The following is a 21,281-nucleotide window of genomic DNA, read 5'->3' on the forward strand; positions in this document are numbered from 1 at the left end:
ACGCCATTATTTCTTGGAGGCGTCGTAGCCGAACCACTTCTCGGAAATGGTCTTGACCGTACCGTCCTTCAGCATCGCTTCGACGGCGCCGTCGACCTTGGTCTTCAGCTCGGCCTTGCCCTTGCCCATGGCAACGCCCTGGCCCTTGCCGAATTCGGCAAAGTCGGCGCTGGTCAGCAGCGGACCTGCATAGGCGAGCTTGTCGGCGCCGCGATCCTTGATGAGCGGCTCCCAGGCGGAACGTTCCATCAGGCCGGCATCAATACGGCCGGCAACGAGATCGTCGGCGACCTGGTCGGGGCGGTCGTAGACGCGTACGTCGGCATCCGGGAAATGGGCGCGGATCACCTGCTCGTGGGTCGAGCCGGACTGAACGCCGATCGAAGCCTTGGCGAGGGCCTTGGTGAGATCGGCGGCAGACTTGGCCGAGGCTGCATCGCTGCCCGGCGCGGTGACGATAGCGTTCGGAGCGTCGGCATAGGCGGCCGAGAAATCGACCTTCTGCGAGCGTTCGTCGTTGATCGACACGCCGGATATGACGAGGTCGAACTTGCCGACCTGAAGACCCGGCAGCAGGCCGTCATAGGCCTGGTTCTGCCAGTTGCAGGTGGCGGCGATACGCTTGCAGATCTCGTCGCCGACATCCTTATCGAAGCCGATGATGTTGCCGCTGGCATCGACCGATTCCCACGGCGGGTAATCTGCGCTGGTGCCGATGCGAAGCTCGTCGGCAAAGGCGGTGCCGGCGAGAAGCGAAAGCGAGAGCACTGTCAAAAGTCGTTTCATGGAAATTCCCCTTTTGTTTGGAAACGGACTCAATCCGCCGCCCGCAACCGGGCGGCTGGAATTCTTGGGTTTTCGAGGAGATCAGGCGGCCGAAACGGCGGCCTCCTTCAGGAATTGCGAAATGCGCTTCAGGCCTTCGTGGAGCACCGCTTCGCCATTGGTGTAGCCAATGCGCAGATAGCCCTCCATGTCCATGGCGCTGCCTGGCGTCAGCATCACGCCCTTCTGTTCGAGAAGGCGAAGGCAGAAGTCCTCGGAGGAGATCGGCAGATCGTATTTCAGCAGGGCCGTGGTGCCGGATTTCGGCTTGATCCAGGAAATCAGCGGCTCGGCATCGACCCAGTCCGAGAGGATGGAGAGACCGCTGCGGGTGATCTGATGGCTGCGCTTCAGGATCTTGTCGCGATTTTCGAGCGCGATCGCCGCAAAGTGGTCGTCCAGGCGGCCGACGCTGATCGTGTTGTAGTCGCGATGAACGGAAACCGCATGGATCAGCTCTTCCGGACCGGCAATCCAGCCGAGACGCAATCCGGCCAGCGAATAGGTCTTCGACATGCTGCCGGTGCTGATGCCCTTTTCGTAGAGATCGGCAATCGAGGCGGTCATGCCGTCTGCGCCTTCCTGATCCGTGCCGCGATAGACTTCGTCGCAAAGGATCCAGGCGCCGCAGGCACGGGCGATCTCGACGATCTTTTCGAGATAGGCGCGGTCCATCAGCGAACCGGTCGGGTTGTTCGGGTTGTTGATGGCGATCAGCTTGGTGCCCGGCGTCGCCAGCTTCTTCAGCTCTTCGAGATCGGGCAGGAAGCCGGTCTTCTCTGTCAGCTTCAGGATCTGGATGTCGGCGCCGATGCTCTCGGGGATCGAATAGTGCTGCTGATAGGTCGGCAGAACGGAGATGACGCGGTCGCCCTTTTCGACGAGGGTAAGGTGAACGAGTGCGTTGGCGCCGATGGCGCCGTGGGTGATTACGGTATTCTCGAGCTTCTGGCGCTCGTAGAGACCGGCAACCAGATTGCGCAGCCGCACGCTGCCTTCGATCTCGCCATAGGTGAGCTTCAGCGGCAGCAATTCGGCGGCGATATCCGTCTTGCCTGCCATGTCGAGCAATTCGCCGACGGTCAGCGATTCAACGCAGGTCTCGGCGAGGTTCAGCTCGCAGACGTTCTCGTATTTGTTCATCCAAATCTCGACGCCGAAATTGCGGATCTTCATGTCATTCTCCTGGCTATTGCTTGTGTCTTAGGCGCGGGCGGCGGCGAGCAGGGCGACGGCGGCCGCGACGTCTTCGAGGCCGAGACCGATCGAGCGGAAGAAGGCCGGGCGTTCGCGGCTGGGAGCCTTGGCTCTGCCGGCCAGCAGTTCGGGCAGGTCGCCGCAAAGCGCATCAGCACTCCATTGTCCGGCGGCGGCAGCCAGTTTCATTTCGCCTGCTGATGCCGGTGTCGTCGCGCGGTAGTCGCAATAGACGTCGAAGCCCTGCAGGGCCGCTGGATCAATCTCGTGGGCATTGGTGGCATTGGTGCTGATCGAGGTGACGACGGCCGATTTCGACAGCGACTTGACGTCTATGACGGGCTTGCCCGAGGAAGTGCAAAGCAGCACCACGTCGGCGCCCGCAACGGCGGCATTTGCATCGGCGTATTGGGTGACCGCAACGCCACTGGCGATCGTCGCAGGAATGTCCTTGCGGCTGGCGACGTTCGGTGATGCGATGCGCACCTCTTTCCAGGCGCGGATCGTTTCCGCATAGCGCAGATGGGCAAGCGCCACCGGGCCGGAGCCGACGATGGTGAGCACCGACGCATCTGAAGGCGCCAGGGCATCGGCGGCGATGACCGATGTCGCCGCGGTGCGCTCGGTGGTCAGCTTCTTGGAATCGCAGAGCAGTACCGGCGTGCCCGTTTCCATCGACATCAGCAGCGTCCAGGCCGTGACCAGCGCCTTGCCGTCGCCGGGGATGTAGGGCGAAAGCTTGGCGCCGAAGACCTTCTCGCCCGAGAGCACGCCGAGATAGGTGATGAAGTCGCCGGCATCGCGCGGAAACAGGCTCAGCGTCTGCGGCGGCTGCACGGCATCGCCATCTGCCAGCGAGCGGAACATGCGCTCCAGCACCGAGCGGACGTCCACTTTCGGAAGAAGAGCGGTGATATCGGCTTCGTGGAGAACGATTGGCTGTTGCGACATGAATGACCTCGCCTTTAAATGCGGGGCAGACGGCTGTGCGCAAACATCCGTTCCCGCGTAGGTGCCCCACGCACGGCTGAAATCGCTGTTGAATAGTCTGCCCATCAAGAGTAAAAGGAGCCTATGAGCAATATATTGCACAGTCAAGTGCGTCGCGATGTCCTAGCGCATGTTTCCGGCAATCTTCGCAGGCATCGTCAGGCCTCAGGCATGAGCCAGGTGGCACTGGCTGAAGCATCGGGGATCAGCAGGCGGATGATCGTCGCCGTCGAAGCCGGTGATGCGAATATCAGCCTCTCAAGTCTCGACAAGCTGGCGGCTGCGATGGGCGTCGGGTTTGTCGATCTGGTGCGTGATCCCGACCGCAGCTCCTCTGCCGATATCAACGAGGTGACCTGGCGCGGAACCGGCCCGGCAAGCGCCGGCGTGCTGCTTGGCACCGCGCCTGCGGCCCACGAGACGCAGATGTGGCTCTGGTCGCTTGAAGGCGGCGAGCGCTATAACGCGGAACCGGACCCGCAGGGCTGGCACGAAATGATCTTCGTCACCGAAGGCGTGCTGACCCTTATCGTCGGCGGCGCCGAGAAGGACTACCCGGCCGGGACTTTTGCGATTTACAGCTCGGCCCAGGACTATTCCTACGCGAACCGGCAGACCGGGATCGTGAAGTTCATCCGCAACGTGGTGTCATAGACCGCTCGGCTCAGAAGCTCTCGTCGGCAACGTCATCGCGAAGACCGTCCTGATCGCGTATCAGGTTTTTCTTGAAATGGGCGATGAAGCCCTTGATGACCGGCGATGGCTCGACCTTGCGATAGGCGATCGCCAGATCCGATGTCACCGAGCATCCTTTCAGCCTGGTGTAGGTAATGCCCGGAAGCTGGACGCATTGGAACGAGCGCGGCACCAGCGCAACGCCGACGCCGAGCACGACCATGCTGGCGATCGTTATGAAATCCCGGCCGGAGCTGTTGATATGAGGCTCGAAACCGGCTTCGCGGCAGGCGGCGATCGTGTTGCGGTGAAAGCCGGTATCGACAGGTTGGCGCGGCGTGATGAACACTTCCGGGGAGAGTGATTTCAGGGAAACGGATGCGGCACTCGCGTGTCGATGTCCGGCAGGCAGGGCCACGACGAAATCTTCGCGCACGGCGACTTCGGCTGCCAAACCCGGCGGAAGCGAGATCGGCGGCCGGATAAAACCAAGATCGAGCGTCTTGTCGGCGATCTTTTCGAGTTGCTGGCGCATCTCGATCTCGATCAGCTGGAATTCGACACCGGGGCTCGCGGCCTTGAACTTCGAAAGCGCATCGCCGAGCACGCCGGAATAGGCAGCCGAGGCGACATAGCCGACCGAGACCCGCTCCAGGTCGCCGCGCGCAGCGCGGTGAACAGCGTCGATGGCGTTCTCTGCCTGACCGAGGACGCGGCGGCCCTGTTCGGCGAGCTCAAGTCCCGGCCGCGTCAGCCGCACCGAGCGGCGGCTGCGATCGAGCAGGGCTACGCCGAGCAGGGCTTCGAGCTTGATGATCTGCTGGCTGAGGCCGGGCTGGGCAATACCCAGCCGGGCCGCCGCACGCTCGAAATTCTGCTCTTCGGCAAGGGCAACAAAATATCGGAGATGCCTGAGCTCGAGCGCGGAGCTATTCGCCAATTGCCACCTGTTTTCATAACCAGCGCTTATGAAAAACGCTCGTTGCCTTATTGGATCAAAAAAACGAAAGCGTCTAGTAACGTGACTGAAATTGTCAAGTTTTAGACGGGTCGTCCCGTCCTCGTCTCCGTGAGGTTGCCGTGCGCGTGAAGAATCTATCGCTTGTCCTGTTGTCCACGGTTTGCGGGGCAGCGCTTCTTCCGGCAGCCGCGGCCGCGCAGGATGCGCAGACCGTGACCGAGCTCGCGCCGATCACCGTCAAGGGGCAGGCGAAGCAGTACCCGAAGGCGCCGGTGAAGGGTTTCGTCGCCAGAACGAGTTCGACGGCGACCAAGACCGGAACGCCGATTCTCGAAACCCAGCAGTCGATCTCCGTCATCACCGCCGATCAGCTGAAGGCGCAGGATGCCGAAACCGTCGGCCAGGCCCTCGATTACACGCCCGGTGTCGTCAGCCAGCCGGGCGGGTCCGATCCGCGTTTCGATGCGCCGCGCATCCGTGGGTTCGATGGCCGTCAGTCGCAATATCTGAACGGCCTGAGACTGATGCGGACGGCAGGCGCGCCGGCGATCGATCCCTACCAGCTCGAGCGTATCGAGGTGCTGCGCGGCCCGGCCTCCGTGATGTTCGGCCAGGGCAATCCGGGCGGCATCATCAACCTGATCAGCAAGCGGCCGACCTTCGACCGCTTCGGCGAGGTGGGCCTGCAGATTGGCAGCTACGATACCTATGGCACCTATTTCGATGCCGGCGGCCCGGTCAGCGACGGGTCGGATTTCGCCTACCGTGTGACCGGCCTGGCAAGAACCGCGAGCGCCCAGGTCGATCAGCTCGACAACGACCGTTATTTCATCGCCCCTGCCGTCACCTGGCAGCCCGATGAAGACACCAAGCTGACGATCCTGACCAGCGTGCAGCACGACAATCCGAGCACGCCGTCGGGCGTGCCTGCGCTGTTTGCCAATACGCTCAGCCCGGACTTCTATGTCGGCGACAAGAGCTTCGACCATTCCAACCGGACGCTGACCAATCTCGGCTATGAGTTCGAGCACAAGCTGAACGACACCTGGACCTTCCGCCAGAATGTCCGCTACTCGAATTTCGATTGGGATTATCAGGCGCTGGGGATGTCAACGACCGTCGCGAACGTAGCCTATGGTCCGGGTGTCGGCGCCGATGGTCACTCAATCCTGCGCAATGCGACTTTCCAGGACGAACTGTTCAACACCTTCAATGTGGACAATAGTCTGCTGGGAGAATTCGAGACCGGTGATCTGGAGCACAAGCTTCTGATCGGCTTGGACTATCGCTATTTCAGCAACAATGCGCGCACCCGGTTCTTCCGGGCAACGCCGCTCGATATCCTGAATCCCGCCTATGGTGGACCGATCAGCCTGCTGTCCCGTACGACGGACACGCTGGTGGACACGGACCTCAGTCAAGTCGGTATCTATGTTCAGGACGAGATGGCCTACAACAATTGGCGGGCGACATTTGGCGTGAGGCAGGATTGGGCAAGTACGGATGGCACCACGACGAATTTCCTGCCTGCAACGCCGGCGGTCAGATCTCTCGATCGCGATGACCAAAAGCTGACGGGACGTGTCGGGCTGGGCTATGTCTTCGACAATGGTATTGCGCCATATGTCAGCTACAGCACTTCGTTTGAGCCGGTTGCGCCCACGGCAACCTTTTCCGATGTCCGTCCCACGGAAGGCAAGCAGGTCGAAATCGGCGTGAAGTATCAGCCCGAAGGCTGGGACGGATTTTTCTCTGCGGCGGTCTACGATCTGCGTCAGCAAAATGTCCTGCAGACAGTTGGCGGCATTACCAGTCAGATCGGCGAAGTTCATGCCAAAGGCGTCGAGCTCGAAGGAGTGACGAGTTTGGCGGATGGCCTCAATCTCAGAGCGGCCTACACCTATACGGATACCGACACGATTGCCCCCGGAATGCTGACGAACCGCCTTCCACTGGACGGTGTTCCGGAGCATGCCGCCAGCCTCTGGATGGATTACAGCTTCGCAGAAGGCTCCCCGCTTGAAGGCGTCGGCATCGGCGCGGGTGTTCGTTATGTAGGCCAGCGCTATGGATACGCAAGCTATGGTACGCCCGCGGCCCTGCACACCTACGACCTCGACGCAGTCACACTCTTCGACGCGGCACTGACCTACAAGAAGGAAGGCGTCACCGCCTCGCTTAACGTTCGAAATCTGGCTGACAAGGAATATATCGCCAGCTGCAGCTCGTTCGGCTGCACCTATGGCGATGGCCGGACGGTGATGGGCAAGCTGACCTTCAACTGGTGAGGAAACGGCGGAACCGCGTCCGCATCCTTACGGCGCGGGCTGGCCGCCGAAGAAGTTGAAATAGCCCCAGGCGGCCGCAAAAAGCACCAGGATGGTCAGGACCACGATGAGCTTGCGCAGCGCCGGATTGATCTGGCGCGGTGGCTTCGGCTTGTTCGGTTTCTTAAACTTGATGACGTTGTCGTTCATGCTGCTCTTCTAACCCGATTGCGGCGCCAAGCACAATTGCCGCTCACAACAAGCCGCGCCTTGCGAGACTTTTGAAGAGGGCAGAGATGCCGAATGTCCAGGGCGGGCATTGCGTCGACAGGCGCACGGTGTTGCTAAGCGTTCCAAGCCCTGCCGAAGAGATCTCCACGACATCGCCGAGCTTGTGGGTGAAGCCCTGGTTCTTGGCGTCGCGGTCCTGGGTCGGGGCAAACAGGGTGCCGAGAAATAGCATGAAGCCATCGGGGTACTGGTGGTGCGCGCCGCAGGTCTGCCTGACGAGATCAGTCGGATCGCGGCTGATCTTCGACATTGAGCTCTTGCCGTGCAGAACGAAGCCGTCCTCGCCTGTTACCTTGAGGTCAAGCTCGGCTTTGCGCATGTCGTCGAGCGTGTAGCTGTCGTCGAACAGGCGGATGAAAGGGCCGATCGAGCAGGATGCGTTGTTGTCCTTCGCCTTGCCGAGCAGCAGCGCCGAGCGGCCCTCGACATCGCGCAGGTTGACGTCGTTGCCGAGTGTTGCGCCTTTGATCTCGGCGCGGCTGTTGACCGCCAGCACGATCTCGGGCTCCGGATTGTTCCAGGTGGAGATCGGGTGCAAACCGACATCGGCGCCCCAGCCGACCGACGACAGAACCGGTGCCTTGGTGAACACCTCGGCATCGGGGCCGATGCCGACTTCGAGATATTGTGACCACATGCCTTCATCGATCAGCGCCTGCTTGACCTTGGCGGCCTCGGGCGAGCCCGCCTTGATATTCGCAAGGCTGCCGCCGATCAGTGCGCCAACGCGATCGCGGATCGAAGCGGCGCGGTCAGGGTTGCCGGCCGCCTTCTCCTCGATGACGCGCTCGATCATCGACTGGGCGAAGGTGACACCGCAGGCCTTGATCGCCTGGAGATCGGCGGGCGCCAGCAGATAGGGCTTGCTCGTATCCGGAGCGCCGGTGCTGTTTGCGGCGATTGCCTCCAGCGTCCCGGCAGGCGTCCCGGCGGCCGCGCGGACGAAACCTGCAGGATCGGCCAGTTCCAGCAGCGCGCTCAGCGTCGGCACGTCTTTGGAAGTGATATCGATGAGCTGCCCGTCGCGGATCGTCACGATCGACGGGCCACCGGCCTCAGGGTTCCAGATGCGGCCGACGAAGAGGCCGTTTGCGGAAGCGGCGTCGAGAAGCTGGGACATGGTAACCCCTCCAATGCTGATGAGCGATTGCTCATGGAAATCGCGGAAAATTGCCGCCCTCCAGCAGCGCCGGAAATCGATCACATTCGGCCAGCGCGGGCAAGGCTGATCACCGGAAAAACTGACTGCACGTTTCGTTGAAGGCTAGATTTCGGACTTGCGGCGCGGTTGCAGAGGCGTAGGTTCGGCAGCGATTTTTCATCCGCCTGCCGGGGAGAGGAGGCCCCGCCTGCAATGCTGAAATCCTTCGAACACGTCGGCATGACGGTCAGCAACATGGATCGCACCGTCGATTTCTACTGTGGTCTGCTCGGCCTCAGGCTTCATCTTCGCAAGAAGCAGCCGGATGGCTCCGATCTCGTATTTCTGGATGCAGGCGGCGGCATGCTGGAGATCGTCGCGCCGTCCGGCGGCGCAGCCAGAGCCGCGGATGTGCCTGACGGCACCGCGGGGATGCGCCATCTGACCTTCCTGTTCGACAGCGTCGACGAGACTTTTGCAAAGCTCGAAGCCGCCGGCGTCGAGGTGAAGGAGCGGCCGCGTCTCGCCTTCAATTCCGAGGTGCTGCACAAGATCGCCTTCCTGCGCGACCCCGACGGCATCATCATCGAGCTTGCCGAGCGCAAGGAGTAGAACACGCACATTCTTCTGGCCTGATCTTGCTGCTGATAGTGCAAGTAAATCCGCTCAAATTTCGTCCATGCAAGTAACGACTCCGTAAGTCCGCTCTGGCAGTCTTCCCGGAGATTATTTTGCTTATTTCAGTTGGACATATCATGAGCCGTACGAAGGACGATTGGATCAATCAGCGTGCCTATGCCATCTGGGAGGAGGAGAGTCGCCCGCACGATCGGGGCGGCGCTCACTGGCAGCAGGCGATGGCAGAATACGAACAGCTCGAACGAACGCGCGCATCGGCCGACGGCAGTGAGCTGATCGACATGTTGCGCCGCACCGGCCGCCTGATGCGGGCTGCTGAAAACGACGCGTTTCGTGTCGTCCGGCCGGAACAGAAGCCGGTCCGGAAGATTGGTAAACGCGCCTAGATTTACAGCTCCAGCAGTGCGTAGGCCTTGCCGGTCGGTTTTTCGATATGGGCGGCAACATTATAGACTGGCGCTCCGCCAGGTGTGCGGCCCTCGTATGTGCCGCGATGGGCATGGCCGTGGACGACCGCGTTGACCTTGAAGCGGTCGATGGTTTCCGCCAGACGCGAGGATCCGAGAAACGGGTAGATCTCCAGCGGCTCGCCGACGACGGTCTCGGCGATCGGCGCATAGTGGAGGATCACCATCGATCTGTCGGCGCGCACCTGGCGCATGGCATTTTCAAGCCGCATCGATTCCTCGACGCTTTCGGCGACCATCGCCTTGATGGCGTTCTCGCCGAAGGAGCCGAGCATATGCCGGCCGAAGCCGCCGGCAAAACCTTTGACCCCGACGAAACCGACGCCTGCTATCTCCGCTGCCTGGCCGTTCAGCAGTTTCACCCCGGCATCGGTCAGGATCTGGGTCACGTCCTCGACAGATCCGCTTTCGTGGTCATGGTTCCCGAGAACGGCAATGACGGGAACCGTGCAGCTGCGCAGATCGGCAGCGAGAAGCTCGGCTTCCTTGGGCTTGCCGAGATCGGTGAGGTCTCCTGCCATGACGAGAACATCGGCGACACCGGAGACTTCGGCAAAAAGCTCCTTGTAGGATTTGGCGCCGTCTTCCTTCACATGCAAGTCGGCGACGGCGGCGACGCGGATCTTCTTTCTCGTCTCAGCCATCAGCTTCCTCCCATTCGCCGCGCGGCTGCCCCTCGCCGCCGACATCGGCAAAACCCCATTCCTTGACGTCGATTTCGAAATCGACGCGCGAATACATCCGTCCGCGGCAGATGCGCATCTGCGGCAGCGGCAGCTCGCGCTGGGCCGCAAGGCGCTCCAGTAGCTCGTCGATCAGCCATTGCGGGATCTTGTCGCGCTCGGTCGGGTAGATCCAGCGGAAGTTCAGGATAGCGATCAGCAGCACTTCCCAGTGCACTTCCATGTAGCCGAGCAGCTTGCGCCAATCGACCTTGTCATGGGCGCGCAGGATCACATGGGCAATATCGGCGCCGTCATAGCGGTGGCGCAGCTGGACGAAGAATTTCGACCAGAGCAGCTCTGTCGGGCTGATGATCCAGACCGGACAACCGCACATCTCCACCTGGCGCGCATCCTTGAACCAGTCGTCGCCGACAGGCATCGTGCCGTTGGACGATGCAAAAATGACATCAAAGAAATGCTTGCCCTTGAAGACCTTGCCGAGCCAGCGCTCATCCTCGACTTCGACGGCGTAACCCTTGTCTTTGAAATGCCCAAGGATGCGGCCGTAGTCGCCGGCCTTGCAGAAGATGTCGAAATCCTTCGTCTGCCGCTGGATGCCGGTATAGGCGCAGACAGCATAGGTACCGGCGACCAGAAACGGGATCTTGCAATCGACAAGCTCACGCACGGCTTCGGCGACGAACGGTTCCGCATCCGGGTCGATCAGCTGCGGAACCGCCCGCGCTTTCATCATCGCGGCGTTGGGCTTGGACTTCTTGCTGGCTGCGGTCGTGGCGTTCATCGTCCATTCTTTCGTCAGAGACTGCCGTTCGCGAGCCGCGTAGCCGGGCCGGGATCGATTACATCACCTGCTCGAGACGCACAGGCGGACGGCGCTTGGCGGCCATCAGCAGATCGAGTTCGATCGAGGACGGGCCGAAGCGCACGAAGAGATCTTCAGCCTGATCGTCTTCAAGGCCGTATTTCTTGGCAAATTCCGGAAGGCTATACGGGCGGCCGCGCAAAGTACGGCCACGGCGCTCGGTTTCTCGGATCTGTGTCATAAGGTATTCTCCCCAGGCTCGTTGAGCATGAAGAACCGATAGAACGCTTAAAAGTTCCGCTTTTCGGAAACGTGAAGGTTTTGGTTGTGCCGCGGAGATGATGCCCTGCGGCGTTCCGAAACATGCCAGATATCGCCATAGAAACGCTCCGGTCACGAAAAAATATCCGCCATTCAACGGATCGTTTGCTTTCAATGTCAGCGCTTTACCCTTATCTTGGGGCATCCTTGTCGATATCATAGGCTCCTTTTGTTAGTCGAAATCATTATCGTGGTCCTGCTTACCGTTCTGAACGGTGTGCTCGCCATGTCCGAACTCGCTGTCGTTTCTTCCCGTCCCGCCCGTCTTAAAGTTCTCGCCGATCACGGCAGCCTGGGGGCTACCCAGGCAATCAGACTTGCCGAAAATCCCGGACGCTTCCTGTCCACCGTGCAGATCGGCATCACCCTCGTCGGCGTACTCTCGGGCGCCTTTTCCGGCGCCACGCTCGGGGGACGCCTGACGCAGTGGCTGTCGGAGCAGGGCGTTGGCTCGGCGCTGTCGGATGCGCTCGGCGTCGGCACCGTGGTCGTCGCCATCACCTACCTGTCGCTGATCGTCGGCGAACTTGTGCCGAAGCAGATTGCGCTGCGCGAACCGGAAGCGGTTGCCGCCAAGGTGGCGCCTGCGATGGTCGTGCTGTCGAAGTTCGCGCTGCCGCTCGTCTGGCTGCTCGATGCATCGGGCAAGCTGGTGCTGAAGCTGCTTGGCCAATCCGGTAAGGTCAGCGACGGCGTGACCGACGAAGAGATCAAGACGGTTCTTGCCGAAGCGCAGAGTGCCGGCGTGATCGAAAGCGAAGAATCGGCGATGATTTCGGGGGTCATGCGCCTTGCCGACCGCACGGCCCGCGCCCTGATGACGCCGCGCCGCGATGTCGAGGTCGTCGATGTCGATGACACTCCGGAAGAAATCCGCACCCTGCTGCATGCGACGCGCCGCTCGCGGCTGCCGGTTCGCCGTGGCAGCTCGGACGAAGTCTTCGGTGTCCTGTTCGTCAAGGACTATTACGACGCGATGAATGCTAATGGCCATGCCGATATCCAGGCGCTGGCCCATGAAGTTCCGGTGATCTCGGATTTGTCGACCGCAACCCATGCGATCCAGGCGATCCGCAAGTCGCCGGTTCACATGGTTCTCGTCTATGACGAATACGGCCATTTCGAAGGCGTCATCTCGTCCGGCGACATCATGGAAGCAATCATGGGCGCGCTGCTGGAAGGTCCTTCGGAAGAGCAGGCAATCGTTCGCCGCACCGATGGCTCCTATCTGGTATCCGGCTGGACGCCGATCGACGAATTCGCCGAGTTCATGAGCTTCAAGCTCGACGACGACATCGAGTTCCAGACTGTCGCCGGTCTCATTCTCGAAGAGCTGAAGCACCTGCCGGAGCTCGGTGAGAGTTTCGTCAAGAATGGCTGGCGCTTCGAGGTCATCGACCTGGACGGTCGCCGCGTCGACAAGATTCTCGTGTCGGCGGAGGCCGACGAGGGCGAGGCACGGTCGGCGTGATGCCGGCCGCCTGTGGAAATCTTACCCGGCTTACGGCGCTGCTTCCCGTCTGCGCAAAAGGCAGCTAGGTTCCTGCAACCCTGAATGCAGGAAGCCTTGATGCAGGACATGCGGACATTGATTGCAAAGCCCGCCGCGGTGGCGATCGTGCTGTTTGCACGCGCCATTACCGCGGTGCGTGCCATCTGGTCGGGCGAAGGTCTGCCGCCGCGGCGCTGCGTCTATTTTGCCAATCACTCCAGCCATGGCGATTTCATTCTCGTCTGGGCGGTCCTGCCGCCCAGAATGCGCGCCGAAACCCGCCCGGTGGCCGGTGCCGAATATTGGCTGAAGTCCAAGCTCAGCACCTTCATCGGCCGCGATGTCTTCAATTCGGTGCTGATCCAGCGAGACCGCGAGCACCGCACGCAGGATCCGATTGTGCAGATGGCCGACGCCATCGACAGCGGCTCGTCGCTGATCGTCTTCCCCGAGGGCACGCGAAACCAGACCGAAGAGCCGTTGCTGCCGTTCAAGAGCGGCATCTTTCATCTGGCCGAAGCGCGGCCGGATATCGATTTCGTGCCGGTCTGGATCAACAATCTGAATCGCGTCATGCCGAAGGGAGAAATCGTGCCGATACCGCTGATCTGCACCGTGACGTTCGGCAGCCCGATGCAGCTGGAGAGCGGCGAGGCGAAGAAAGATTTTCTTGAGCGTCTGCGCGCCGCGATGCTGGCGCTGTCGCCGAAAACGGCCGGAGCTGGCGAATGAACGGGGCGCAACACGATCTGATCACCCTGGTTCTCGGCATTTTCGGTGTGCTGATCCTGGCATCCGCCATCGGCTATGTGCTGCACCGCAAGCTGTCGCCCGACGGTTCCAATAGCGCCATCGAAAACCTTAATGCCCGCATCAAGGCCTGGTGGATCATGGTGATCTTCATCGGCGTCGCCTTTCTGGCCGGGCGGGCAGGGGTCATCATTCTCTTCGCCTTCTGCTCCTTTGCGGCGCTGCGCGAATTCATCACGCTGACCAATACCAAGCGGGCCGATCACTGGGCGCTCGCCTCGGCCTTCTTCGTCGTTCTGCCGATCCAGTATTACCTGCTCTGGGCCGAGGAATACGGCATCTATTCGATCTTCGTGCCGGTTTACGCCTTCCTGCTGATGCCAATCATCTCGGTGCTGCGCGGCGATACCGAGCGCTTCCTGATCCGCATTGCCGAAGTCCAATGGGCGCTGATGATCTGCGTCTTCTGCGCCTCGCATGTGCCGGCGCTGCTGACGCTGACGATCCCGGGATATGAGGGCCGGAACGTCCTGCTGATCGCCTTCCTCGTTATCGTCGTGCAGCTGTCCGACGTGCTGCAATATGTCTGGGGCAAGCTCTTTGGCCGCACCAAGATTGCGCCGAAACTCTCGCCCTCAAAGACCGTCGAAGGCTTCATCGGCGGCATTGCCAGCGCCACGCTGATCGGTGCTTCGCTCTGGTGGATCACCCCGTTCACGCCGTTTCAGGCCGGCCTCCTGTCGCTCATCATCACCCTGATGGGCTTCTTCGGCGGGTTGGTGATGTCGGCGATCAAGCGTGATCGCGGCGTCAAGGATTGGGGCCACATCATCGAGGGCCACGGCGGTCTTATCGACCGGCTCGATTCCGTCGTTTTCTCGGCGCCGATCTTCTTCCATCTCGTTCGTTACTGGTGGTCGCTGACATGAGCGGCCTTGTCGCGCGGCTTGGCCGAAGCAGCGCCGTGCATGTCGCCTTCGCCTTTCTCGCCATGGGCGGCTGGGCGCTTTTCGCCAACCGAGATTATCCGCTGCCGCGTATGCTGATGGCAGGCGCCGTGCAGGGCATGCTCTCCGCCTGTCTGACGCTATTTCTGAAGCGGGCGGTCGAGGCTCTGTCCAATCTGTTTTCCGGTGGCGTCCGTCTCGTCGCGCCGCCGCTGATTGCCTGCCTGGGATCGGCGACCATTCTCGTCGTCTTCCATATGCTGAGCGGCACGCCCGAAATCCTGAAGACCATCGCCGTGCCGCTTGCCGTTTCCACCAGCTATGCGGCGATCTACAATTATTCGATCTCAAGAGGGAGAACTGCGCCGTGACCGAGGCCGGAGACCGCCGTCCGCTGACGAGCCGCAATACATGGTGGGCGCAGGCGATTGCCCGCTGGCTGGCGCAAAAGTCGGTGACGCCGAACCAGATCTCGCAGGCAAGCATCGCGGCTGCGGCGCTGGCCGGACTGTTCTTCTATTTCGCCGGACAGGATACCGGTACGGCCCGGATCATCTTCCTGCTCCTCGCAGCGCTTTCCTGCCAGCTGCGTCTGCTCTGCAATCTGTTCGACGGCATGGTCGCGGTCGAGGGCGGCAAGGCTGCGGCCGACGGTCCCTTCTGGAACGAGTTTCCGGATCGCGCCGCTGATATACTGATTTTCGCAGGCATTGGCCTCGGCATCGGCTTTGCCGGGCTTGGCTGGGCGGCGGCGGCCTTTGCGGTTCTCACCGCCTATGTCCGCGAGCTCGGACGGGCAACTGGGCAAGGCGCCGATTTCTCCGGGCCGATGGCCAAGCAGCACCGCATGGCAACCGTCACGGCGGCAGCCGTCTTGTCGATCTTCGAACCACTACTCGGCCTGCACAACGATGTTCTGTGGGCCGCGCTCTGGATCGTGGCTGTTGGCGCGGCCATCACCGCGTTGCGGCGCGGCCGCAACCTCGTTCAGGCAATGAAGCGCGGCGGTTGACGCGTCAGTCCTTTGACAGCAAGGTCATGACAGCAGCGCGATCAGGTGCGCCGAGGCGACCGCCGAAGACCGTGCATTTGAGCGCGGCGGCAGCCGAACCCAGCCGGATCGCATCTTCTGGCCCGGCGCCCTCGGCAATCGCCAGGGCATAGCTTCCGTGGAAAACATCGCCCGCCGCCAGCGTATCGACGGCCTTCACCCGAAAGGCTGGAACATGAGCGACGGCGTCTTCCTGCTGGTTCCACCAATAGCAGCCGCGTTCTCCTGCGGTCACGGCGATCAGGGCATGCGGATAGCGCTCGCGAAGGATCGGTACCATTGCAGCAGGGTCGTCGCATGCGCAGAGCAGACGCGCGGCGGGTTCCGAAAAAAGCAGATGATCGCCCTCTTTCGCCAGCATATCCAGTGTCTCTGCAGGCGCGACGTCGCCGTCAAGGATGGCGGGTTTGCCGGCCTGGCGGGCTGCCTGAAGTACCTTTTTGGCCAGCCCGGGCCAACGCACATCCACCATGACCGCATCGAAGATTGAGAGATCGGCGGGCGTCACATCCCGCACTATGTCGTGCAGCTGCTTGTCGTAGAAGGGAACGATGAGCCGCTCGCCATCATCGTCGATGAGAATACTTGAGACTGCGGAGCGTGCTCCCGGTACGAGCGTCATCGCTTCCACGTCTATGCCTGCCTGCTGCAGATCGGAGATGATCTGATGCCCGGCGGGGTCATCGCCAGCGGCGGCCCAGAGGCTTGCCATGCCGCCCAGCCTGACAATCGCATAGGCGGCGCTCGAGGCCATACCCTCGGCAACCTGCAGCATTTCGTAGGGAAGCACCTTGCCCGGCTTTTCCGGGATCGATCGCACCCTGAACAGCGTGTCGAGCACGGCTGCGCCAACGCAAAGCACATGGCGGCGGCCGATGGATGGAGGAGATGACAGGTTCAAGGCTGCGGTCACTCGTTTGGTTGAATTGTCCTGCCTAGCCGCCCTTGACCGCGCCTGAGGTCAATCCGGCAACGATCTGTCTCTGCGCAAACATCGTCAGCACCAGCACCGGCAAGGTGACGATCAGCGCGGCCGCGGCCAGCGGCCCCCAGCTCACCTGCTCGAAGGACAGCATGTTATAGACCGCAACCGGCAGCGTGCGCGTCTCGCGGCTTGCGAGCACGATGCCGAAGACGAAGTTGTTCCACGAGAAGATCACGGACAGGATGAAGGCGACGACGATGCCGGGCCTGGCGATCGGCAGCGCCACCAGGCGGAACACCTGCCAGGCTGTCGCGCCATCGATGCTGGCTGCCTCCTCCAGCTCCTTTGGCGTCGTCTCGAAATAGCCGATCATGATCCAGACAACGATCGGCACGGTGACCACGAGATGGATGATGATCTGCGGCCAGAGCGTCCCGAGCAGGTTCAGCCATTGAAACAGCAGGAACAGTGGGATGAGGAAGGAAAGACCCGGCGTCATGCGGGCGATCATGATCACCATCGCCGAGCGCTCTGCCTTGAGCCGGGCGATGCCGTAGCCGGCGGGAACGCCGATCAGAAGGGCCAGCAATGTCGCGCCGCCGGTGACCAGGATCGAATTCCAGAAATACAGGAAGAAATTGTTCTCCTGAAACACCTGAAGATAGTTCGACCAGGCGAAGCGTTCCGGGATCAGGATCGGCGGATAGGCGCCGTTGTCGATTTCGTATTTCAGCGATAGCGAGATCATCCAGAGGAAGAAAAGGACGACCGGCGAGACCATCACCAGGGCGACGAAGAAAAGGCCGATGCGGTCGAGCGTCTTGCGCTTCATCATCGTGTCTCCGTATCCGACCAGTTGGCGCGCTGACGGACCATCATCAAAACGAAGGACAGGACGACGATGATGACGAAGAAGATCACGGCCATCGCCGAGGCGTATCCGATGTCGTAGTAGGAGAAGGCGGTGTTGTAGAGATAGATGTTGATCGTCTCCGACGCCGTGCCGGGCCCGCCCTGCGTCATCGCATAGATGATGTCGAAGCTCTTGACGGCGTCGATAGAGCGGATGATGACGCCGATCATCAGGAAGGGCGCAATCATCGGAAGCGTCAGATAGCGGAATTTCTGCCAGACATTGGCGCCGTCGATCTCGGCACTTTCATAGGGTTCGCGCGGCACGGCGGCCAGACCACCAAGCACGATCAGCATGATCAGCGGCGTCCACTGCCAGGTCTCGACCAGCACCAGCGAAGGAATGACGCTCTTCTGGTTGTAGATCCATTCCTGCGGGCCGATGCCAGCGAGCGACAGAAGATAATTGAGCACACCGAGCTGCGGATGGAACATCATGGTCCAGACGAGCGCAATGGCAACAGGCGTCGCCATCATCGGCATGACGAAAATGCCGCGCAGCAGGCCTCGGAGCGGAAATTGCGCGTCGAAGATCAGTGCGGCCAGTGTTCCGAAGAACAGCGGGGCGACAACGGCAAGCAGCGTGTAGACAGCCGTGTGCCAGAGCGACTCCCAGAAACGGAAGTCGGTGAACAGCCGGATATAATTGTCCAAGCCGGCAAAGACGACGGCCTGGCCAAGTGTCCAGCTATTCACGCTCATCCACAGCGTGAAAACCCACGGAAAGACGATGACCGCGGCAATAACGATCAGTGCCGGGATCACGAAGGGCCAATAGTTCGGAGCAAGCCTGTTCGGCTTGCTCCTCGCTTTTGCGTCACGTCCGCTCCGCGCGGTTTCCATGCTCACGGATGCCATTATCCCTCGCTTCGTGCCAGGACCGGTTCGAACTGAGCGGTTGCCGTCTTCAGCTCGGCCGCCGGATCGGCGCCGCCGATCATGTTGGTGAGGCCGACGCCATAGATGTCGCGGAACTCGGTGACCGGAATGATGACCGGCAGGGCGAGCTGCGAAACCTTGGCGGAGCCTGCAACGGCATCGACCCAGGCGCTCGGCATCTTGACGCCTTCGCGAACCTTCGGATCCTCGAGCACGGAGTTGCGGAACGGAACGCCGGCACCAGCCTGGAGCAGGCGGGCACCCATTTCCTTGGAGATCACCCACTGGCAGAAGAGGTAGGCGGCTTCCTTGTTCTTGCTGGCGGCAACAACACCGATGCCGTCGCCCGTCGTCGCGGCTGCCTGCGCCTTCGGGCCTTTCGGCATGACCCCGTAGCCGACCTTGCCGACGACGCGCGACTTTTCCGGGTTTTCGATCGGCGGTGCGAAGCCGACGCCATCGAGCCACATGCCGATCTTGCCCTGCAGGAAGGCAGACTGCGCTTCCGCCCAGTTGAAGCCCGAGACGCCGACCGGCGCTGCGTTCGTCATCAGCTGCTGGTACATCTTGGCGGCAGCCACGGCATCATCGGAGGTCGTCCGCAGCTTGCCGTCCGGGCCGAGCGGCGTCGTGCCGTAGCCCAGCATCAGTGTCGTCCAGACCGGTACGTTGGCATTCTTCAAGCCGCGGGCGACGAAACCATAAGTGTTGCTGCTCTTGTCGGTCAGGGCTTCGGCAGCGCTGACCATCTCCTCGAAGGTCGCCGGATAGGACAGGCCCTTCTTCTCGAAAAGTTCCTTGTTCCAATAGACGATCCAGTAGTCGACCGAGAAGGGAAGCGAGCGCAGCTTGCCCTCGGAATCCTTGGCGAAGGTCATGCCGGCCTCGGCAAAATCGCTCTCCACCAGCGATGGGTCGGTAAGCGAGGGATCCTTGAGGAAGCCGCTGATATCGGCCAGCCAGCCGCCCTTTTCGAACTGGCGCTTCTGGACATGGTAGCTGAGGTGCACGACGTCAAAGCTCGGCTTGCCGGAGCTGAGTTCGATGGTGGTCTTCTGGCGTTGCTGCTGTTCGGGCGTCGCCTCGGCATTCACCTTGATGCCGGTCAGTGTCTCGAATTCGCTGAGGTATTTGAGGATCGTTTCACTGCGCGGGCTCTTGACCAGATTGACCTCGAGCGTCGTTCCCGCGAAGCGTTTCCAGTCGACCGCCGCCGATGCCGGCTTGACGCCCAGGATGCCGGCTGCCCCGACCGCGGCAGATCCCGCCAGAAAGCCCCGGCGGGTGGGATTGATGAATGAAGATGCCATGCTGTTTCTCCTCCTCCTTTGTGCCCTGCGATCTCCTCACCGCGGGCGGTCGTCTATAGTCTCAGCGCACGGCTTCGCGCGTGATTGATATGTGCGGCGAGGGCATTGACCGCCTCGTCCACATTGCGCCGTTCGATGGCCTCCAGCACCTTGAGGTGCTCGCCCATGACAGGACCGACGCGGCCGTCGATGCGGAAGCGCTCCTGGCTGATCAAGCGCATCTTGATCGAGTTGACGCGGTAGGCGTTGGAAATGATCGTGTTGCCGAGCGCGTCGATAAAGGCGTCGTGCATGCCCCAGTCGACCGCCTGGGCACGGACTTCGAGCTCATGCGATGCGTTGCCGCCCTCGATCGCCGCGACGATGTCGCGATGCTCGGCGAGCATAGCCGCAACGGTCGCGTCGGTGGCCGTCTGCGTGAACAGGGCGACGGCCTCCTTCTCGAGAAACAGGCGAAGCTGGAAGGCTTCGCGGATCAGGTTGAGGTCGATATGGGCAATCTGCAAACCGCGCTGCGGCACCGTCTTGATCAGCCCCTCCGCCTCCAGACGCGGGATGAGCTCCCTGATGGCGCCGAGCGTCAGTCCCGTGAGTTCGACCAGCCGGCGTTGGGAAACGAATTGCCCGGGACGAACGTCGCGCGCCAGCAGATGCCGGGTGAAGCTCTCATAGGCTTTCTCCCGTAGCGTCGGCTGCTCGTCGGCTCCATCCATGGGCTTCTCCTCGTACATTTCGCTCAGGCCGCCTTGGTGCGAAACAGGCTTTCGAAGGCAGAAGCGAGTTCGCGTCTGCCGCCGGCGGAGATTGACGTCAAAGGCGGACGGACTGCAAGCCATGTTTCATCGTTCGTCATGGTTGCCACCATGACTTTTACGGCGGGTGTCACGGGATGCTTCAGGAGCTCTGCAACGAAACGTTCGACGCGCGTATCGTCCTTGCCATCGACCGCCATGGCGCGGACCTCGAGCGGGGCGAAATTCGCCATGCCCGAAATCGCTCCCTGGCCGCCCAGGCGCACGCCCTTGGCGAGATGGCGCTCGTCGCCGATCAGGATGATCAGGTCGCCATGGGTCTTCAGCAGCGTTTCGGTATAGGGCCAGTCGCCGGATGAATCCTTGACGCCGGTGACGATCGCCGGGAAGGCCGTCTTGAGACGGCCGATCAGATCGATGCTGAGGGCAACCATCGTCACCGAAGGAATGTTGTAGACCAGCACATCGCGGGCTTTATCGCCCACCTGCGCGAAGACGTCGGCATACCAGGCAAAAAGCCCGTCGTCGCTGACGTTCTTGAAATAGGACGGCGGGGCAAGCAGGATGTTGCGCACGCCTTTCGAGAGTGCCTGCGCCATCTGATGGGCAGCATCCTCGGCGGCATCGACAAGCACACCGGCAACGATCTGCGACGGTTCGATCCCTGCTTCGATGAAGGCGTCGAGGATCCGTGCGCGCTCATGGGTGCCGATCGAGGCGCCTTCGCCGGTCGTGCCGAACAGCGTGACGCTGGCGCAGCCGGCTGCGAGGCTCCGCCTTGCCTGCTTCACCATGACATCGGCCGCAATCGCGCCACTGCTTTTGAAAGGCGTCGCCAGAGCGACCGACAAACCAAATCCCGCCACCGTTTTCTCTCCTGAAGTCAGCAATCAGAGAGCTAACATGTTAGTAATTTACTGTAAACCTGTTTGTTGTGGATGGGTGCCGGGCGTGAAGCGGCTTTGACGGGCCGATAGGGCGCCTGCGGAAAAAAGATTGAT

General features: G+C 61.4%; 24 protein-coding genes. 9 read left to right on the forward strand and 15 right to left on the reverse strand.

All coding sequences use genetic code 11. The features are described 5' to 3' along the window. Positions 1 to 6: 6 nt before the first annotated feature. The 3 genes from AB4Z25_RS16105 to AB4Z25_RS16115 form a co-directional block, all read right to left on the reverse strand. Positions 7 to 786 (reverse strand): transporter substrate-binding domain-containing protein, encoded by a 780-nt coding sequence (locus AB4Z25_RS16105; RefSeq protein ID WP_112388718.1) that lies wholly within the window; start codon positions 784 to 786, stop codon positions 7 to 9. An 81-nt stretch (positions 787 to 867) separates the two neighbouring features. Further along, positions 868 to 2,001 carry an aminotransferase gene (locus tag AB4Z25_RS16110; protein ID WP_442208488.1) on the reverse strand — a complete coding sequence of 378 codons (1,134 nt, stop codon included), beginning with the start codon at positions 1,999 to 2,001 and terminating at the stop codon, positions 868 to 870. A 27-nt stretch (positions 2,002 to 2,028) separates the two neighbouring features. After that, complete coding sequence (locus AB4Z25_RS16115; RefSeq protein ID WP_442208489.1) at positions 2,029 to 2,973, reverse strand: ornithine cyclodeaminase family protein; 945 nt, start codon at positions 2,971 to 2,973, stop codon at positions 2,029 to 2,031. 123 nt (positions 2,974 to 3,096) lie between these two features. On the opposite strand from AB4Z25_RS16115, the gene AB4Z25_RS16120 reads away from it, so the two are divergent. After that, positions 3,097 to 3,666 (forward strand): helix-turn-helix domain-containing protein, encoded by a 570-nt coding sequence (locus AB4Z25_RS16120; RefSeq protein WP_442208490.1) that lies wholly within the window; start codon positions 3,097 to 3,099, stop codon positions 3,664 to 3,666. Positions 3,667 to 3,676: 10 nt separating this feature from the next. On the opposite strand, the gene AB4Z25_RS16125 is transcribed toward AB4Z25_RS16120, so the two are convergent. Further along, positions 3,677 to 4,627, reverse strand: coding sequence for a LysR substrate-binding domain-containing protein (locus AB4Z25_RS16125; RefSeq protein WP_442208491.1), 951 nt, complete (start codon positions 4,625 to 4,627; stop codon positions 3,677 to 3,679). A 140-nt stretch (positions 4,628 to 4,767) separates the two neighbouring features. Between AB4Z25_RS16125 and AB4Z25_RS16130 the strand changes: the two genes are divergently transcribed. Next, on the forward strand, positions 4,768 to 6,936 hold the full coding sequence (locus AB4Z25_RS16130) for a TonB-dependent siderophore receptor (RefSeq protein WP_442208492.1): 2,169 nt from the start codon (positions 4,768 to 4,770) through the stop codon (positions 6,934 to 6,936). 27 nt (positions 6,937 to 6,963) lie between these two features. Here AB4Z25_RS16130 and AB4Z25_RS16135 read toward each other — a convergent pair whose 3' ends face one another. Further along, positions 6,964 to 7,125, reverse strand: coding sequence for a hypothetical protein (locus AB4Z25_RS16135; protein WP_410704644.1), 162 nt, complete (start codon positions 7,123 to 7,125; stop codon positions 6,964 to 6,966). Positions 7,126 to 7,168: 43 nt separating this feature from the next. Continuing rightward, a complete protein-coding gene (locus tag AB4Z25_RS16140; protein WP_442208493.1) occupies positions 7,169 to 8,326 on the reverse strand; it encodes a fumarylacetoacetate hydrolase family protein in 1,158 nt (385 codons plus the stop codon). 234 nt (positions 8,327 to 8,560) lie between these two features. Here AB4Z25_RS16140 and AB4Z25_RS16145 point away from each other — a divergent pair, with 234 nt between their 5' ends. Together AB4Z25_RS16145 and AB4Z25_RS16150 are read left to right on the forward strand one after the other, a co-directional pair. Continuing rightward, a complete protein-coding gene (locus AB4Z25_RS16145) occupies positions 8,561 to 8,959 on the forward strand; it encodes a VOC family protein (RefSeq protein WP_442208494.1) in 399 nt (132 codons plus the stop codon). Between the two features lie 143 nt (positions 8,960 to 9,102). Next, a complete protein-coding gene (locus tag AB4Z25_RS16150) occupies positions 9,103 to 9,372 on the forward strand; it encodes a DUF2934 domain-containing protein (RefSeq protein WP_442208495.1) in 270 nt (89 codons plus the stop codon). A gap of 2 nt (positions 9,373 to 9,374) precedes the next feature. Here the strand turns inward: AB4Z25_RS16150 and AB4Z25_RS16155 are convergent, their stop codons facing one another. From AB4Z25_RS16155 to AB4Z25_RS16165, 3 genes are read right to left on the reverse strand one after another with little or no spacing between them, the layout of a single operon-like run. After that, complete coding sequence (locus AB4Z25_RS16155) at positions 9,375 to 10,097, reverse strand: metallophosphoesterase family protein (RefSeq protein WP_442208496.1); 723 nt, start codon at positions 10,095 to 10,097, stop codon at positions 9,375 to 9,377. After that, the gene (locus AB4Z25_RS16160) at positions 10,090 to 10,920 is read right to left on the reverse strand and encodes a hypothetical protein (protein WP_442208497.1); all 831 of its coding nucleotides are present in this window, start codon (positions 10,918 to 10,920) and stop codon (positions 10,090 to 10,092) included. Before AB4Z25_RS16160 ends, AB4Z25_RS16155 begins: the two co-directional genes overlap by 8 nt. A gap of 58 nt (positions 10,921 to 10,978) precedes the next feature. Then, a complete protein-coding gene (locus AB4Z25_RS16165; protein ID WP_112388708.1) occupies positions 10,979 to 11,182 on the reverse strand; it encodes a hypothetical protein in 204 nt (67 codons plus the stop codon). Positions 11,183 to 11,431: 249 nt separating this feature from the next. On the opposite strand from AB4Z25_RS16165, the gene AB4Z25_RS16170 reads away from it, so the two are divergent. From AB4Z25_RS16170 to AB4Z25_RS16190, 5 genes are all read left to right on the forward strand, one after another. Beyond that, positions 11,432 to 12,733, forward strand: a complete 1,302-nt coding sequence (locus AB4Z25_RS16170) for a hemolysin family protein (RefSeq protein ID WP_442208498.1) — start codon at positions 11,432 to 11,434, stop codon at positions 12,731 to 12,733. A gap of 108 nt (positions 12,734 to 12,841) precedes the next feature. Continuing rightward, entirely contained in the window at positions 12,842 to 13,486 is a 645-nt protein-coding gene (locus AB4Z25_RS16175; RefSeq protein ID WP_442208775.1) for a lysophospholipid acyltransferase family protein, read from the forward strand. Next, positions 13,483 to 14,433: a phosphatidate cytidylyltransferase gene (locus tag AB4Z25_RS16180; RefSeq protein ID WP_442208499.1), complete on the forward strand. Its 951-nt coding sequence runs from the start codon at positions 13,483 to 13,485 to the stop codon at positions 14,431 to 14,433. Before AB4Z25_RS16175 ends, AB4Z25_RS16180 begins: the two co-directional genes overlap by 4 nt. Continuing rightward, complete coding sequence (locus AB4Z25_RS16185) at positions 14,430 to 14,822, forward strand: hypothetical protein (protein ID WP_442208500.1); 393 nt, start codon at positions 14,430 to 14,432, stop codon at positions 14,820 to 14,822. The genes AB4Z25_RS16180 and AB4Z25_RS16185 overlap by 4 nt, the downstream gene beginning before the upstream one ends. Next, entirely contained in the window at positions 14,819 to 15,463 is a 645-nt protein-coding gene (locus AB4Z25_RS16190; protein WP_442208501.1) for a CDP-alcohol phosphatidyltransferase family protein, read from the forward strand. The genes AB4Z25_RS16185 and AB4Z25_RS16190 overlap by 4 nt, the downstream gene beginning before the upstream one ends. A 4-nt stretch (positions 15,464 to 15,467) precedes the next feature. Here the strand turns inward: AB4Z25_RS16190 and AB4Z25_RS16195 are convergent, their stop codons facing one another. The 6 genes from AB4Z25_RS16195 to AB4Z25_RS16220 are packed head-to-tail and all read right to left on the reverse strand — an operon-like array spanning position 15,468 to position 21,146. Further along, on the reverse strand, positions 15,468 to 16,415 hold the full coding sequence (locus AB4Z25_RS16195) for a sugar kinase (protein WP_442208502.1): 948 nt from the start codon (positions 16,413 to 16,415) through the stop codon (positions 15,468 to 15,470). 22 nt (positions 16,416 to 16,437) lie between these two features. Then, a complete protein-coding gene (locus tag AB4Z25_RS16200; protein WP_442208776.1) occupies positions 16,438 to 17,259 on the reverse strand; it encodes a carbohydrate ABC transporter permease in 822 nt (273 codons plus the stop codon). Beyond that, positions 17,259 to 18,197: a carbohydrate ABC transporter permease gene (locus AB4Z25_RS16205; protein WP_112388703.1), complete on the reverse strand. Its 939-nt coding sequence runs from the start codon at positions 18,195 to 18,197 to the stop codon at positions 17,259 to 17,261. The genes AB4Z25_RS16200 and AB4Z25_RS16205 overlap by 1 nt, the downstream gene beginning before the upstream one ends. Further along, positions 18,197 to 19,528 carry an ABC transporter substrate-binding protein gene (locus AB4Z25_RS16210; protein WP_442208503.1) on the reverse strand — a complete coding sequence of 444 codons (1,332 nt, stop codon included), beginning with the start codon at positions 19,526 to 19,528 and terminating at the stop codon, positions 18,197 to 18,199. Before AB4Z25_RS16210 ends, AB4Z25_RS16205 begins: the two co-directional genes overlap by 1 nt. A gap of 53 nt (positions 19,529 to 19,581) precedes the next feature. Continuing rightward, positions 19,582 to 20,241, reverse strand: coding sequence for a GntR family transcriptional regulator (locus AB4Z25_RS16215; RefSeq protein ID WP_442208504.1), 660 nt, complete (start codon positions 20,239 to 20,241; stop codon positions 19,582 to 19,584). Positions 20,242 to 20,264: 23 nt separating this feature from the next. Continuing rightward, on the reverse strand, positions 20,265 to 21,146 hold the full coding sequence (locus AB4Z25_RS16220) for a dihydrodipicolinate synthase family protein (RefSeq protein ID WP_442208505.1): 882 nt from the start codon (positions 21,144 to 21,146) through the stop codon (positions 20,265 to 20,267). Between the last annotated feature and the right edge of the window lie 135 nt (positions 21,147 to 21,281).

The organism is Rhizobium sp. RAF36 (assembly GCF_052114105.1).
Taxonomy (GTDB): Bacteria; Pseudomonadota; Alphaproteobacteria; order Rhizobiales; family Rhizobiaceae; genus Rhizobium.